General features: G+C 58.4%; 7 protein-coding genes. All 7 read right to left on the bottom strand.

Annotation, left to right across the window (positions count from 1 at the left end):
• Window positions 1–77: 77 nt before the first annotated feature.
• The 7 genes from HH216_RS01530 to HH216_RS01500 all read right to left on the bottom strand — a co-directional run bounded on the left by HH216_RS01530 (window position 78) and on the right by HH216_RS01500 (window position 15,212).
• Window positions 78–2,552: a TonB-dependent receptor gene (locus HH216_RS01530; RefSeq protein ID WP_169549190.1), complete on the bottom strand. Its 2,475-nt coding sequence runs from the start codon at window positions 2,550–2,552 to the stop codon at window positions 78–80.
• 262 nt (window positions 2,553–2,814) lie between these two features.
• Window positions 2,815–4,251 (bottom strand): amino acid permease, encoded by a 1,437-nt coding sequence (locus HH216_RS01525; protein WP_169549189.1) that lies wholly within the window; start codon window positions 4,249–4,251, stop codon window positions 2,815–2,817.
• 127 nt (window positions 4,252–4,378) lie between these two features.
• Window positions 4,379–6,154, bottom strand: a complete 1,776-nt coding sequence (locus tag HH216_RS01520) for a glycoside hydrolase family 9 protein (RefSeq protein WP_169549188.1) — start codon at window positions 6,152–6,154, stop codon at window positions 4,379–4,381.
• A gap of 257 nt (window positions 6,155–6,411) precedes the next feature.
• Window positions 6,412–8,451 (bottom strand): plastocyanin/azurin family copper-binding protein, encoded by a 2,040-nt coding sequence (locus HH216_RS01515; RefSeq protein WP_169549187.1) that lies wholly within the window; start codon window positions 8,449–8,451, stop codon window positions 6,412–6,414.
• A gap of 115 nt (window positions 8,452–8,566) precedes the next feature.
• Window positions 8,567–10,321 (bottom strand): hypothetical protein, encoded by a 1,755-nt coding sequence (locus tag HH216_RS01510; RefSeq protein ID WP_169549186.1) that lies wholly within the window; start codon window positions 10,319–10,321, stop codon window positions 8,567–8,569.
• Window positions 10,322–10,431: 110 nt separating this feature from the next.
• Window positions 10,432–12,714: a GH92 family glycosyl hydrolase gene (locus HH216_RS01505; RefSeq protein WP_169549185.1), complete on the bottom strand. Its 2,283-nt coding sequence runs from the start codon at window positions 12,712–12,714 to the stop codon at window positions 10,432–10,434.
• Between the two features lie 266 nt (window positions 12,715–12,980).
• Complete coding sequence (locus HH216_RS01500; RefSeq protein WP_169549184.1) at window positions 12,981–15,212, bottom strand: xanthine dehydrogenase family protein molybdopterin-binding subunit; 2,232 nt, start codon at window positions 15,210–15,212, stop codon at window positions 12,981–12,983.
• Between the last annotated feature and the right edge of the window lie 4 nt (window positions 15,213–15,216).

Here is a 15,216-nt window from a genome sequence, read left to right as displayed (position 1 = left end):
TCAATGTCTACTGTTTAAGGTTGCCTGTCAACTGGTTAATAACCTTAAACGTTAGACGTTAAACATTGAACTAGCAATTAGAAGGTATATGATACGGTTGTCATCAGGTTGCGGGGGGCACCGGGGAACAGGCGCAGGTAGTCGTAGCCGCCTACCCAATAGGTTGCGTTGGTCAGGTTGTTAACGTTGAGCTGAAGCTGAAACTTGTCGATGCGGTAGTAGGCGGCTGCGTTGAGCAGGGTATAGGCAGGGATCGTCTGCGTGTTATTGAGCGACAGATTCCGCTGATCGACAAAGTTGCCACCGAACCCGATGCCCAGTCCCTTCAATGCTGGCGCGGTGAAAACGTATTTCGTCCACAGGCTACCCTGATGCTTTGGCGCGTTGGGCTTTTGCAGGTTCACCAGTACCTGATCGGTCGACCGCGTACCGGCGTCCGTGATTTTGGCGTCGTTGTAGCTGTAGGTTGCAATCAGATTCCAGTTGGGTAGCAGGTTGCCGGTCACGTCGAACTCAACGCCCCGCGCCCGCTCCTGCCCGATGGCGATCATCAGGTTTGGGTTGTTGGCGGCATTGGCCGAATATAGCGTGTTGCTCTGCGTGATGTCGTACAGGGCCAGGTTGGCAACCAGTCGACCATCGAGCCACTCGGTTTTCAAACCGGCTTCCAGCAGGCTGCTACGGATCGGGTCGAACGGGCCGCCCGACAGTGGGTCGCTCTGCGTAGTGGGGTCCTGCGGATTGTAGCCTTTCGTGTAGGTGCCGTACACGTTTACGTTGGGCGTCAGCGTGAACACCGCGCCGATGCGGGGTAGCAGGGCGTGCTGCGTTACGGGCGTTTCGGCGGTCGTCGTGTAACCTTTTTTGTCGATGTACGTGTCGAAGCGCAGACCGAGCAGCAGTTGCAGTCGGCTGATTTTCAGTTGCTCCTGTACATACAGACCATGCAGCGAATAGAACGTTGCCGACGTCGCGTTGTTGGTAACGGATGCGTAGGTGTACTTGGTCGGGTCTTCGAGAATGTTGTTTTGCAGGGTCAGATCGTACGACGGCACGTTGGGTCGTGGAATGCTGCGGCTGACGCCGTTGCTGGTGTAGGTGTAGAACTGGTACAGACTGGCCTGTCTCGGGTTGTAAGCCGCTGACCCGCCCGCTTTGAGCAAGTAGCCGCTCGCCGTTTGCTGCCCGGCCCCCTTCGGCGTTGTCGACTGAATGTAATCGTACCCAACCACCAGCTTGTGTTCGGTCTTGCCCAGCGTGGCGTTGTGGTTCAGGAACACCGACAGATTATCCATGAACGACTTCGTTTGCCGCACGAATACCTGTCGACCCACCAGATTCTCAATAGCGACCCCTGCTGAATCAACGGCGTTGACGTTGCTGCTCCGGTGTTCGAGCAAGTCTTCCGTGTAGCCCGTCCGCAGATGCGCCAGATTGATCGATGTGCGGGGTGAAAACTGGTGGTTAAGCGAGGTCGTAATCAGGTATGTATCCTGATTTAGATAGTCGTTGACGGCGTTGAGCGCGGTAGCTATCGAACTCGAATACAGGTCGTTGCCCCGGACGGACTGGCCCCGGTCGAGTCGGCTGTTTGATTTGTTGTAGACCAGATCGACGTTAATCCGGGTGCGGTCGGTGGGCAGAAACGATACCGACGGCGCAATGACGAGGTTTTTGTCGAACTGCAAATTGCGGAACGACTGGGCATCGACGTAGCCGATATTCAGGCGGTAGAGCAGCGTTTTGGCGTCGTTCATCGGCCCCGTAAAATCGGCCAGTACACGGGTCGTATTGAAGCTGCCCATGGTAAACATCAGTGATTTCTGCGGGGTGGTCAACGGCTTTTTCGTTACCCGGTTGATCGTTCCGCCCGGCGACGAGTTGCCGTACAGTGCTGACGCTGCCCCCTTCACCACTTCGACCCGCTCCAGGTAATTGACCGGCGACTGTTTCCAGAACCCCGAGAACGTCCGCAGCCCGTTGAAGAGTTGGGTAGTGCTGCCACCATTCATGCGAAAGCCCCGGATAGTCAGGTCGTCGTAGAACGTAAACTGGTTGACGCCACTCATATTTTTCACCGCGTCGCCCATCGTGAACACACCCTGATCGCGCATAACCTCCTTCGTTACGTAAGCGATAGACTGCGGAATATCTTTCAGGGGCGTGGCCGTTTTGCTGGCAATGAACGACACGTCGTTTTTGTACGTCGTTTCTTTCCGACCGACAATCTCGACCGTTTGTAACTGCTGCATCGACTCGCGCAGGACCAGCTTAATCGTCGCTTCTTTGCCCTCACTAACGGTTACGCTGTGTTTGATTGTCTGATAGCCGACACCCGTCACGATAAGCTGATATGAACCGGGCTGAAGATTGCTAAGCTGAAAATCGCCCGTTGCTGAAGTTGATGTTCCTTTGTCGGTACCACCGATCTGAACGTGTGCCGACTCGATTGCTTTTCCCGACTCGTCGGAGATGGTGCCGGTGATGACACCCCTTTGTGCAAATAAGGTTGTGCCGTAAAATAGAAGACAGACGGTAAAAAAATGCTTCATTATGAACAGGTTGTGCTTGAATGGTTACTTCGGCACAAACCTATTGCATATTTAGATTAATTACAAATAGTGTTATTGGAACAGCGTGTTAACATGAATTGAGGGAATGCTGGGAAGTGTAGCCTGGACCTCTAGGTCCGGGTGGCCGTCAGGCCAACAATGTAAGGCGGCAGCTTCTTGGTCGCTATCGCGCCCACCCGGACCTGGAGGTCCAGGCTACACAGCTGGAAGCTGCCGGGGACAATGTAACCACTCAAGACAGCTACACGTTACCCAGCTTGCTTTTCTTCCGGCCGTAGGTGTAGTAAATAGCCAGACCGATTGCCAGCCAGATGATAAGCCGCAGCCAGGTTTCGCCGGGCAGCGACACCATCATCACCAAGCAAGTTAGAATGCCTAGGATTGGCACGACAGGCACCCAGGGTGTGCGAAACGAGCGGGGGGCGTCGGGCTGCTTTCGGCGCAGAATCAGTACGCCGAGACAAACCATCACGAAGGCAAGCAGCGTACCGATACTGGTCATTTCCCCAACGACGTTAATCGGGACGAAGCCCGCAAACAGGCCGATAAACGCGCACAGCAACAGGTTCGACTTCCAGGGCGTGCGGAAGCGCGGGTGAACCTCGGAGAAGGCAGCGGGCAGCAGACCGTCGCGGCTCATTGAGAAAAATACGCGTGACTGCCCCAGCAAATCGACCAGAATTACCGACGTGTAGCCGATCAGGATAGCGCCGATAATGAGTTGCCCCAGCCAGCGGTAGGGCGTTTTCTCGATGGCGATGGCGACCGGGGCCGCGCTGTTTTTAAACTCGGTGTAATTGGCCATGCCCGTCATGACGTAGCCGAACAGCACGAACAGGATTGTACAAACGATCAGCGACCCCAGAATACCGATGGGCATATCGCGTTGGGGCTTTTTGGCTTCCTGCGCCATTGTCGCCACAATGTCGAAGCCGATAAAGACGAAAAAGACGACGCCCGCCCCACGCAGTACCCCGCTCCAGCCGAATTCGCCAAACGTGCCGGTGTTGGCGGGAATGTAGGGTTGGTAATTCGCTGGATCAATGTATTGCCAGCCCAACGCAATGAATACAAGCACGACCAGCACTTTCAGGGCCACCACGATGGCGTTGAACAGGGCCGAGCCCGACGTACCCCGGATGATAATGGCCGTAATGGCTACAACGATCAGCACGGCGGGCAGGTTGACGAAACCCGATACTACGTCGCCATTAGCCGCCGTTGCCGTCTCGAAGGGCGACAGCATCAGTTGAGGTGGCAGGTGCAGGCCGTAATTGCTCAGAAACCGGTTGAGGTACTGCGACCAGCTAATGGCCACCGTTGCCGCCCCAACGGAGTATTCGAGCACGAGGTCCCAGCCGATGATCCAGGCAAACAGTTCGCCCAGCGTGGCATACGCATACGTGTACGCGCTGCCCGACACGGGGACCATTGCCGCAAATTCGGCGTAGCAAAGGGCACTGAACGCGCAGCCGATAGCGGCTATGACAAACGACAGCGTAACGGCAGGACCGGCGTGGTTAGCGGCTGCGATGCCGGTGAGTGAAAACAAGCCCGCGCCGATGATAACGCCAATGCCGATGGCGACAAGGTTAAACGCGCCTAACGACCGTTTCAATGAGTTCTCGCCACTCTGCGCGGCTTCCTGCCGAAGCAAGTCCAGGGATTTAATACGCATGATACGGTAAAAAGCCAATCACGCGTATTGGTTCCATGCGCCCGGCTGATTTGTCTTGTCTCAAACAGCATCCTGCTGTTTGCCAATTGCTAGTGACAGCAAACAGCAGGATGCTGTTTGAGACAAATTACTTCTTCCGACTACTTGTCGTTTGTTCCTCCTGAAGGGCTTCGAGGGCCGTCGTCAGGTAGACGAGTGGGGCGTTCCAGTTAATGGCGATTTCGTTGGACGCGTAGGAACAGTCGGCGTCGAGGTAGACTTCGTCGGGGGCGGTGCTGGTGTAGCCCGCGCACTTGTCCTGCTGCGCGGCTTTGGCGTTGGTACCACCCGACAGCAGCCCCGGCACGGGCGCGTCGATACCGTCGGCGATGGATGGGCGGTGGTGGGGGTGAAGCGGTGTTTTGGTGCCGAAGCCCGTTACGAACGAATAGCCAATGGCGTTGCGACCCAGCAGGTAGTCGAGGTTGCTCAGGGCCGAGCGCAGGTACTGCTTTTTGTTGGGGCCGCTGGTGTATTTGTAGGCAACCAGCAGCGCAATGCCCTGATTGGCCGCTTCGGCGCTGCTACCCCAGATGAAGTCACTGGCCGACTGCCCCATTGCCGTGCCGTACGGTTGCCGCTCGGTACCGTTGCTGATCCGGTCGGCGAGTTCCATCAGGTGCCGTTTCACCATCGGCAGATCGCGCTTGCCCAGTTGCGTCAGCGAAGCCGCATTCCGCACCAGCGCGTAATAGGCCAGCGTGCGAACCTGCGCCCACGATGGCAGCGGGGTTTTATCGTCGGGAAACAGTTTGACGGCTTTGTAATAGGCATCGTCTTTGGTCGTCACGTACAGTTCGGTAGCCGCCCACATGCGTTCGTCGCTGGCATCTTTATCGCCGTAGGCACCGGTCACGACGTCGGGTTTGAACCGCTTGTTCATGGCATCCTGATCGTAGAGCGTGTTGGGATTGGCTTCAGCCCACTGCCAGGCCAGCTTAGCCGCCTGCAAGCATGAATCAGCCAGGCCGGGCAGTTGCTTTTCGTACGGTTTCAGCACCCGGCTGGCCTGCGCCATAACGGCCGTAAAATCAAGTGCGGCCGTCACGCTTTTCTGCACCACGTAGCGCGTCGAGGTGGCTTTGTCGGGCATAATCATCCCGTCGAATTTGGCGTTGGTCAGCTTGTGGTAGACGCCCCCGTCGTTGGGGTCCTGCATGGTCAGCATCCAGCGCAGGTTCCAGAGCGTTTCGTCGAGCAGGTCGGGCAGGGCGTTGTCGGTTTCGGGAATGGCGGTTTTCAGCGCTTTGGCGGTCGTCGGGAAATCTTCCAGCACCGACAGCAGCGTCCCGACGGTAATGCCCGAATTGACGATGTATTTGTTGTAGTCGCCCGCGTCGTACCAGCCGCCCGGCGACGAAATGATGGTTCCTTTGGGTCGCTTGTCGGACGCGGCCGAGGGGTGAATCTGCACCTGCGTGTCGGGGTGACCGGCGGGCCGCGCCCATTCGCCCGCAAACTCAGCAGGCAGGGGCGTTGAAACACGCTGGTAGTAGAAGCCTTTCAAACTGCCAATCGCCAGCGGGCGGTACACATTGGCTTTGATTGCGAACGGCTCCGACTGCGTTTGTTTGCTCAGCGCGAACACGTACTTACCGGGGCGGGTAAAAGCCGAGAAATCCGCGATCTGCACTGACTTCCCCGACAACGAGTCTTTTCGGCCGTCCTTGAATTTACCGGAGAAAACGACCTGCTTACGGTCGGCCGTCATGATTTTGAATGTCTTGGCCGAGTCGCTCAGGACAGCGATTTGTTTAGTGGCATTGGGGTAATAGCCAAGCTGATTTAATCGGATGCTGTCGGACTGGCCGTAAATGATGTGTGTGGTGAGTAGGGAAATAGAGAGGAGCAGGTATCGGGTCATAAAAGAGGAAATGGAAACGTCCGGCATTAGCTAAGTAGATAATGCCGGACGTGGAGAAAAATTGTGTTGAGGGGTTTACCTCACCCCCAGCCCCTCTCCTAAAACAGGAGAGGGGTGCATCCAATCGCTATTCGAGTGGATGCTATTTTAGTCCGCAGATAAATCTGTACCATAGACTCGAAGCAACGAAACGGTGCCTGTCGTTAACGACACCCCTCTCCTGTTTTAGGAGAGGGGCCGGGGGTGAGGTAAAACCCCTACTTCACTACCTTGATCGTGCCGCGCATGAGCGATGCGTGGCCGGGGAAGCTACAGATGTACTGGTAGTCGCCGGGTTCCGACGGGGCAACGAAGTAGATCGCTTCCGATGATTCGGGTTGCAGGATGTTGGTGTGATAAACCACGTTGCCCGTCATCGGTACGTAGTTGAGCTTGGGGCCGTTCAGGTTCAGCTTGAGAGCTGCGTCGCCCACCGCGTCGGCCATGCCGGGTTTGGTGATGACGCAGTTGTGCAGCATGTCGTCGTTGTTGTTGAACACCCACTTTACACGGCTACCGGCTTTCACCTCGACGCTCTCGATGTCGAATTTCAGGCCCGGCTTGGTGCCGATGGTCACGGTCTGATCGGGGCCGTTAGTCCAGTCGGCGGGTTGCTCGGTGATACGTTTTGCGCTGGCAGCGGCACGGGCGGTTTTCGTGGAAATGATGCCTTTACCACCTTTCCCCGCCATGCTGCCCGGCCCCGCTTTGGTCGACGCCATCGCGCTCATGTCGTGCTGGTGTTTAACCGGTGCGGCAATCGCCAGTTTCTCACCGGTTGCAATGTTGTTCAGTGTGTAATAGCCGACCGTGTGCAGCAGCGGTAACCCCGACGCCGACTTGACGCCTTCAGCTTTCAGTTCGTGGATATACCCCAACCGCAGCGTCGTATCGGCCACGATGCGGGCTTTCAGGCCGTCGTCCGACACAACCACACCCCGGATAGGGACGGGCTTCGCGTCTTCGATGGGACTGCCATAGGCGCGGTGATACTGGTAGGTGAAGCTATTCATCGCGTAAGACGCCGGATCAGCTGCCGTTTTCTTGTCGACGGGCATCGTAAATTCGACTTCAAAGCCGTCGGGCATCGACCGGATGGCTTTCATCTCGAAGGGCGTTTTTCCCGTCCAGACTAGGCGTTGCACACCGTAGGGCGATTTACCCGTTGCCGACCAGCCCCGGCTCGTCATGCCTACGAACATCGATCCGTCGACACCCCACGCCATGCGCAGGATACCCGACTGGAAGCCTTCGCGGAACGGGAAACACACGCCCTGCAATTTGCCGCCAACCGTTTCGGTGAACACGCGCATGACCTTGCTGTGACCCTGATCGCCGACGAACAACTGCCCATCAAACGGGCCGAAGCGGTTGGCGGTGGTGTCTTCCACGATGTCGGCCGTCGAGATGCCCATGATCGTGTGCGGAAACCAGACGACCGGGTTTTTCAACGCGGGAATCGTTTTGGCGACTTCGTACAATGGCTTATCCGTGCTGGGAACGTCTTCCGGCTTAAGCGTAAGGGGCGAACCCGGCTCGCTTGTCCATTTCAGACCGGCGGGGTTCCCGGCGAACGTGCCCTTGTCGAGCTGGGTGATCCGGCCCGAACCAACCCAGTCGCCCTGGTTTTCGGAGTAAAGAATTGCGCCGTTGCGAAGCTGCGTAAAGCCCGACGGCGACCGCAGGCCCGTTGCCCAGGGAGTCAGTTCGCCCTTGTCGTTGAGCTTCAGCATCCAGCCGCGCCACTTCGATAGACTGGCGCCGTAGCCAATCCAGCCGAGGTTGAGCGTCACGAGCATATCGCCGTCGGGCAGGGGAACCGGGCCGTAGCTGTATTCGTGGTAGTTACCCGCCAGCGGCCACTTCACCAGCGACTGGTAATCGTCGGCCACACCGTCGCCGTCGGTATCGATCAGCTTGGTCACTTCACCGCGCTGCGTCGCCAGTATTTCGCCCCGGCGGTATGCCAGGCCCAGCGGTTCGTGCAGGCCAGTAGCGTAGCGCTTATACTGCGGCTGCCGCGACCCCTGCATGTACGGGTTGCTAATCATCCAGACATCGCCCCGGCGGGTCGAAACCCCCAGGCGTCCGTCGGGCAATACAGCCATGCCGCCCACTTCCAGCAAAACGCCTTCGGGAATGGGTAGGGTGACCATGTGGTAGTAATCGTCTTCGGTCATCGGCCGGCTGCCTTTGGGCTGGGCCAGCAGGCTGCTGCCGCCAAGCAGCAACAAACCAAGTAAGCTAAGTCGGGACATTTTACAATGGGTTTAAGGTTTGTGGTTTAACGTTTAATGTTCCTTCGGATGGAAGTAGCCGCTGTGAATCAGGGTTATAGCCTTAAACTTTGGACGCTAAACGTTAAGCCCGCCCCTACCAGATTAGTGCGTAGTTGAGTGTGGTGTTGCCTTTCATGGGCATGACGAGTTCCTGCTTGCCGTTAACGGTACGGATGCTCACTTTCTGCTTCGGATCGAGCCGGACGTAGTAGCTGTGGTCGTCGATGGCGTACAGCCCTTTGCCGAGATCGTCGATGGCTTTGCCAGCCGCCAGTCGGCAGTAGAGCGGGTCGTTGCTGCTGCCGTTGACGGTTACGGTGCGGGTCAGCGACTTACCGTCAGCGTCGGGTAGGAGCGCGTCGGTGACGGCTGTGCCCCGGTAAGTGTAGCGCATCGTCGGGTTACCCTGCTTATCGAGTTTGTAGCCGCCATAACGCAGGTCAGCATCCGACACACTGTCGGGCCATGCCTGCTGCGCGTTGGCGAGTTGCGCGACAACGGGCGTCGGAGCTGTGCGGACGGGCGCACCCAGCGGTTCGAGTAGTTGCGGTTCACCCCGCTCGTACCACATCTGCGTGGCGTCGGCGAAGCTGCCTTTCCACACCTGCACCAGCGCGTCCTGATTCAGGTCGACGGTATAGTTCAGGCCCGATGGCGTACCGACCGACAGACAGTGGGTGCGCTTGCGGGCTTCGTCGGGTAGTTGGATGAACGAACGGATTATCACCGGCTCGTTTTGCACGGCCACGTCGATGGCTCCCACCGGGTCGGGTTCGGGCAGTGACGTGGGTGTGTGCAGCGCCTGCGGCTTGGTGTCGGGGGCGGCAATGAACAAGCCAAAGCCGGGCCGGGGCCACGACCGACCGAAAAACAGCGTGAACGGATGCGAACCCGCCGTCAGGTTGATCCGTGCGCTTTTAAGTTCGCCCAGATCCATGCGGCTATTGGCCAGTACGGGTTTCTGGTCGACCTCCAGCGAGCCGAAGCCACCGTGCTGCATCGTGAGCGTATATATGCCGGTTTTGTCGACGATCAGGTTACCGGTATACAGAATCGCGTGCCAGCGGGGTTGCCCGTACGACACTTCGTATGTCAGCGCGTTCAGCGTATCTTCCTTGAATAGCTTCAGATTCTTGATCGCTGCGGGTTCGGTCGTTTCGGTTTTGGCTTCGTAAAACTGATACCGCAGGTTCGCCAGCCGCGCGACCTGACGTTCAGAAATAAGCTGGTAGCCGACGTTACGCACGGCCACCGTACCCGCGTTGACGTTTAGCACCACCGAACCAACTGCCGACGCAGGTAGGCTGGGCAGCACCAGATTTTCCTGCACGAGTACCCCGTTGATTTTCAGTTGCGCCAGTACGGCCGGGCTTTTTCCGGCTTCCATCGACAGGTCGATGCGCTGCCACAGGCCCGGTGCTTTGCCGACGCTACGGCTGGGTAGTTCGGCGCGGGGCGTCAGTACGGCCCCGGTTGTATGGTCGTTGATGGCGCTACTGCCCCAGTTGTCGGCCAGCCGGATTGTGGCTCCGCTGACGTTCAGGCTGGCATCGGTGCCGGGGGCCAACATCACGTCCATCAGCAGGTGAATGTCTTTGCTGCCTGTCAATAGCGTGATGGGCTGACCGGGCGTCCCGACCAGTACGGTAGTACCCGATTCGCTTTTGACACCCGATTCCAGCCCAATACGGACGTTGCCAGCGGTTTTCCAGTTGGCCGGTGTGCCGGTCAGCTTGTCGGGCGTAATGCGGGTAATTGATTCGTCGGTCGACTGGCTGCGGGCCAGCGTTCCGGTAGCGATCAGACCGGCAAGCAACAGCCGACTGACTACATTCGATTGTAGGCGCATTGAGGGTTTACGGTTTACTACTTAACGTGCTGTTTCGTCGCCGGTATATGTCCCACTGCCGGGAGACAGATGTCAGAACTACGCACAAGTACAAAACCCAAATTTACCCATTATTTACCGCTTCCCCACCCGAAATTCGGCGATGATCCCATCGTCAGCGTGAGGGTGCCACCCCGCTGAATCGTCGCGTGGTCGAGGGTGGGCTGCGTAAACGGTTTGCCGTTGAGCGTGGCCGACTGAATGTATACGTTCTGCGGGCTGTTGTTCCGCGCTTCGACCACGAACGGCTTCGCCCCCGCCCGGATCGTGACGCGGTCGAGGGCGGGGCTGCCCAGCACGTAGTCGGTGGTGCCGGGGCAGACGGGGTACAGCCCCGCCATGCTGAACACCAGCCAGGCCGACATCTGCCCGCCGTCTTCGTTGCCGCTCAACCCGCCGGGGCTGGTATCGTATTCGTCGGTGATAAGCTGCCGCACGCGGGCCTGCGTTTTCGGGGCCGCACCCGCCAGCGCGTAGAGGTAGGCGATCTGATTATTGGGTTCGTTGCCGTGCCAGTAGTGCCCCCCGTCGAAGAGCGTGTCGAGTTTGGCGACGAACTGGGATTTACCGCCCATCAGCCCGATCAGGCCCGGCACGTCCTGCGGAACGAAAAAAGTGTACTGCGCCGGTGAGCCTTCCGTAATGAACGACGACCGCTGCGCGAACGGCTTGAAATCGGCAATCCAGCGGCCGTCGGCGTAGCGGCCCCGCACATAAGTCACGGCCGGGTCGAACACGTTGCGGTAGTATTGGCTGCGTTGCTGAAGCTGCTGCGCGTCGGTGGCATGGCCCAGTGCGATTGCCAGTTGGCCGAGACAGAAGTCGTCATAGGCGTATTCGAGCGTGCGCGACACCTGCTCCCGCTTGTGAAACGCCTGCCAGACCGAGTCTTCAAGCGGTATGTAGTGGTACTTCTCGTACGACGCCAGCGCCCGCCGACCCTGCCCGTTGGCGTAACTCTGCGGATCGGTATTGACGTCGAATGCGTTCTTGCGGAGGTATTCGTAAGCCGTGGGCACGTCGAAATTGCGGACGCCTTTCACGTACGCATCCGCAACGGCCGATAGCGCATGGTCGCCGACCATAGCCGCCGTATACGAGTTCCAGCAGGGAAAAATGGGCATCCAGCCGCCCTGCTCCGCTTTTTTTACCAGCGACTGCATCATCTCCCCGTTGCGTGTCGGGTCCATCAGATTCAGCAGCGGGTGAACGGCCCGGAAGGTGTCCCACAGGTTGAAATCGCAGTAATAGGCGAAACCGTCGGCCTTGTGGATGGTGCTGTCGTCGGCAAAACCGGGGTAACGACCGTCGACGTCCGAGAAAATGCGGGGTGTCAGGCGGGTACGGTAGAGGGCCGAATAAAACAGGGCTTTGTCGGTGTCGCGCCCCTCGACGGTCATCTTGCTGAGTTCGTGGTTCCAGGCGGCTTCGGTTTGCTGACAGAGGTTGGCCAGATTCCAGTCCGGGATTTCGGCGCGGAGATTCTGCCGGGCACCGTCGAGACTGACGAACGACGTACCCACGCGCACCCGCACAACCTGCCCCGGCTTCCCCGTCCAGCCCACGTAGCCGCCCATCGATTCGTTGCGGGCTTTTCCCTGCGCTGATCGCTGATTGGGTGTCGGAGTATTCTGCTGCCAGGTGCCGAACGTTGTAAAGGGCGTGTCGAACTGCACGACGAAGTAGCCGCTGAACCCGGCCGATTGGCCCGCGCCCTGATAGATGCGATACACCGGGTTATAGCCCACGATCTCGCGCCGGGCCGGGTCGATGGACACGAAACCCTGCCCTTCGTCGCTGTTCGGCTCGACCAGTACGTAGTTGTCGCCACCCCGTTCAAACGTGAACTGCATCAGACCAGCCCGCGTGTGGCCCGACAGTTCGGCCCGGATGGCGTAGTCGGCCAGTCGGGTGCGGTAGTAGGCGGGGGTTGCCTGCTCGTCGGTATGCGAATAGGTCGAGGCACGGTCGGCGGGGCGGGTTTTTAGTGGTCCCGACAGGGGCATGATCGTCACGCTGCCGTAGTCCTGTACGCAGCTGCCGTTCATCCAGTGCGAGCCGCGAAAGCCGCTGATGCGCGTGTCGTTGTAATAGTAGGGCGGGATGCATTTTACTTCGGTAGCCTGCGTCTGCGGGGTCCAGTTGGTCATCGCGTGCGGCCGCCCGACCATCGGAATCGTCTGCCCTTTGAGTTCGCTGCCCGCTTCACTGTGGCGCAGGGCCGTAGGCGTCCGGCTGGGTGCCGACCCAATCAGCGGGTTGACGTAGGAGACGGGTGTACGCGGCTGGGCAAGGGTGGTGAGGTGAGAGAGAAGCAGCGCGGTTAAGTAGAACGGTAGAAAACAACGGGTCATGGCGGTTGTATCAATTCGCCAAAGAAAGGGCGATTTGGGCAAAACCTACCAGCGTGGATTTACCCCCCGTCCCCCTGAAGGGGGTGAGGACTCGGCACAAGCCGTTTCATTAGGATCCTCACCCCCTTCAGGGGGACGGGGGGTAAAAACGCAACTACAAAACCGCCTAACGGTCCGCGTTAACTCAAAAACAAAATCCCCCGGCCACTCGACCGAGCAACCGGGGGACTACCGTATACCGTAAACTGAAAACCGTATACCGAATCTTACAACAACTTGTCCAGCGTGATGGGCAGGTCGCGGACGCGTTTGCCGGTGGCGTGGAAAATGGCGTTAGCAATAGCGGCCGGTACACCGACGATACCAATTTCGCCCAATCCTTTTGCGCCCAGCGGGTTGACGATGTGATCGACTTCATCGACGAAAATAACGTCGAACTCGTGGATGTCGGCGTTGACGGCGACGTGGTACTCGGCCAGGTTGTGATTCATAAACCGGCCGTAGACATTGTCCATTGCCGTTTCCTCTTCCAGGGCCTTGCTAAGTCCCCAGACCATACCGCCCAGAATCTGGTTGCGGGCCGTTTTGGGGTTCAGCACACGACCACCCGCGATAGCCGACACCATGCGCGCTACTTTTACGCTGCCCAGCTCTTCGTCAACCATCACCTCGACAAACACCGCAGAGTGCGTGTTGCGGGCGTATTTGCGCTGTTCGAGCAAATCGGGCAGGGCCGTTGCGCTTTCGGTGACGGCCTTACCACCGTTGGCCGCTACGATGTCGACGTACCGCACCCCGGCACCCGGATTGCTTTTCAGGCGAATGCGCGAATCGGCAAATTCAATATCTTCCAGCTTCGCTTTTTTCAGCGGTGACTCAGGCATCTGCTGCGCCATCTTGAACAGCTTCTTGCCCAGATCCTGACAAACCAGTTTCACGGCGGACCCCACCGACGCGGCCGTCCATGAGCCACCGGAGATCAGCGAGAATGGCATCTCGGTGTCACCCAGGCGGAAAATAACGTCTTCCGTGGGCATACCCAGTGTTTCGGCCGCGATCTGTGTCATGATCGTGTAGGTGCCGGTACCGATGTCGGCGGTGGCACTGCTGACGCGCAGCTTCCCGTTGACGGTCAGCACCGCTTCGGCCGAGGCAAACATCTGGTTGGCGTCCCACATCCCCGTTGCCATACCCCAGCCAATCAGGTTATGATCTTTCTTCATCGACCGGGGTTCGAGCGGACGATTCGACCAGCCAAACCGCTCCGCCCCCTGCTTGAAACAGGCTTTCAGTTCCTTGCTCGAATACGGCAGGTCTTCAGCGGTGTTGCGGTCGGAGTAGTTTTTCAGCCGGAAGTCGAGCGGGTCGACCTTCATGTTGTAGGCCAGTTCATCGACGGCGATTTCCAGCGCGGCAAAACCCGTAACGCCACCCGGTGCCCGCATGTCGAGCGGGGTGTACGTGTCGAGGTCGACCAGTTTGTAATCGTACTTCGTGTTGGTGACCGGGTAAAGCATGGCACCCCAGTTCACAACCACCTCAGTGTAGTCTTCAAAGCGCGACGTTTCGGCGTGCGCGTCGTGGTAGAGCGCGTTCATCGTGCCATCCGTCGTGCCGCTAAGCGCAATGTTTTGAACGGTAGCCGGGCGGTGCCCAAACGTAAACATCTGCTGCCGGGTCAGCACGAGTCGGACCGAACGCTTCAGTTCACGGGCCGCCATCACCGCCAGAAACAGCTGATATTGGGGCCGCAACCCCGATCCGAAGCCCCCGCCCATGTACGGCGAAATGACCCGTACATCGTCGTTCGACATGCCGAACACCTGCGTCACGTACATTTTGCTGTTCGTGACGCCCTGCGTTTTGTCGTAGATCGTCAGCTTACCGTTTTTCTCGTACACCACCGTCGACGCAAACATCTCCATCGGGTTGTGGTGCTCCACGGCATGAACGTACGTGCCGCGCATCTTCACCGGCGACTCGTGGTACACCTTGTCGAAATCGCCCTGCGGCTTCGGCGGTGGTGGCTTCAGTAGCGACGCAATACCCGTCGATGGCTTGTGGCCCCGGTCAATGTGTTTTTCCAGCCCGGTTTCGTGCGGTTCAACGTCGTACGTTACTTCGACCAGCGATGCAGCGTAGCGGGCCAGTTCAAACGTTTCGGCGACGACCAGCGCAATCGGCTGACCGCTGTACTTGATTTTGTTATCGTAGAGGGGCCGAAAAGGCGAGCCCGGCGGGGCGTCCTGATCGTTGTACGAAATATCGAACCAGGCTACTTTGGGCCGGTTTTCATAGGTGAATACCTCCAGTACACCGTCGAGACTTTTGGCCGCGCGGGTGTCGATGTGGTTGATTTTTCCTTTCGCTATAGTGCCTGATACGACGTAGCCGTAAGTCAGGCCGGGGGTGTTGAATTCGGCTGCGTACTTAGCTTCCCCGGTTACTTTGGCCCGGCCGTCGACGCGGCTCAGGGGTTTTCCGATTGCATTGCTCATGGGT

It is taken from the genome of Spirosoma rhododendri (assembly GCF_012849055.1).
GTDB classification, from domain to species: Bacteria; Bacteroidota; Bacteroidia; order Cytophagales; family Spirosomataceae; genus Spirosoma; species Spirosoma rhododendri.
The sequence above is the reverse complement of the archived record's forward strand: the minus strand, read 5'-3'. Positions and strand labels throughout refer to the sequence as shown.

Excerpts from the sequence above, each read along its gene's own strand:
- HH216_RS01530 (WP_169549190.1), bottom strand. The coding sequence starts at position 2,552 with ATGAAGCATTTTTTTACCGTCTGTCTTCTATTTTACGGCACAACCTTA.
- HH216_RS01525 (WP_169549189.1), bottom strand. The coding sequence starts at position 4,251 with ATGCGTATTAAATCCCTGGACTTGCTTCGGCAGGAAGCCGCGCAGAGT.
- HH216_RS01520 (WP_169549188.1), bottom strand. The coding sequence starts at position 6,154 with ATGACCCGATACCTGCTCCTCTCTATTTCCCTACTCACCACACACATC.
- HH216_RS01515 (WP_169549187.1), bottom strand. The coding sequence starts at position 8,451 with ATGTCCCGACTTAGCTTACTTGGTTTGTTGCTGCTTGGCGGCAGCAGC.
- HH216_RS01510 (WP_169549186.1), bottom strand. The coding sequence starts at position 10,321 with ATGCGCCTACAATCGAATGTAGTCAGTCGGCTGTTGCTTGCCGGTCTG.
- HH216_RS01505 (WP_169549185.1), bottom strand. The coding sequence starts at position 12,714 with ATGACCCGTTGTTTTCTACCGTTCTACTTAACCGCGCTGCTTCTCTCT.
- HH216_RS01500 (WP_169549184.1), bottom strand. The coding sequence starts at position 15,212 with ATGAGCAATGCAATCGGAAAACCCCTGAGCCGCGTCGACGGCCGGGCC.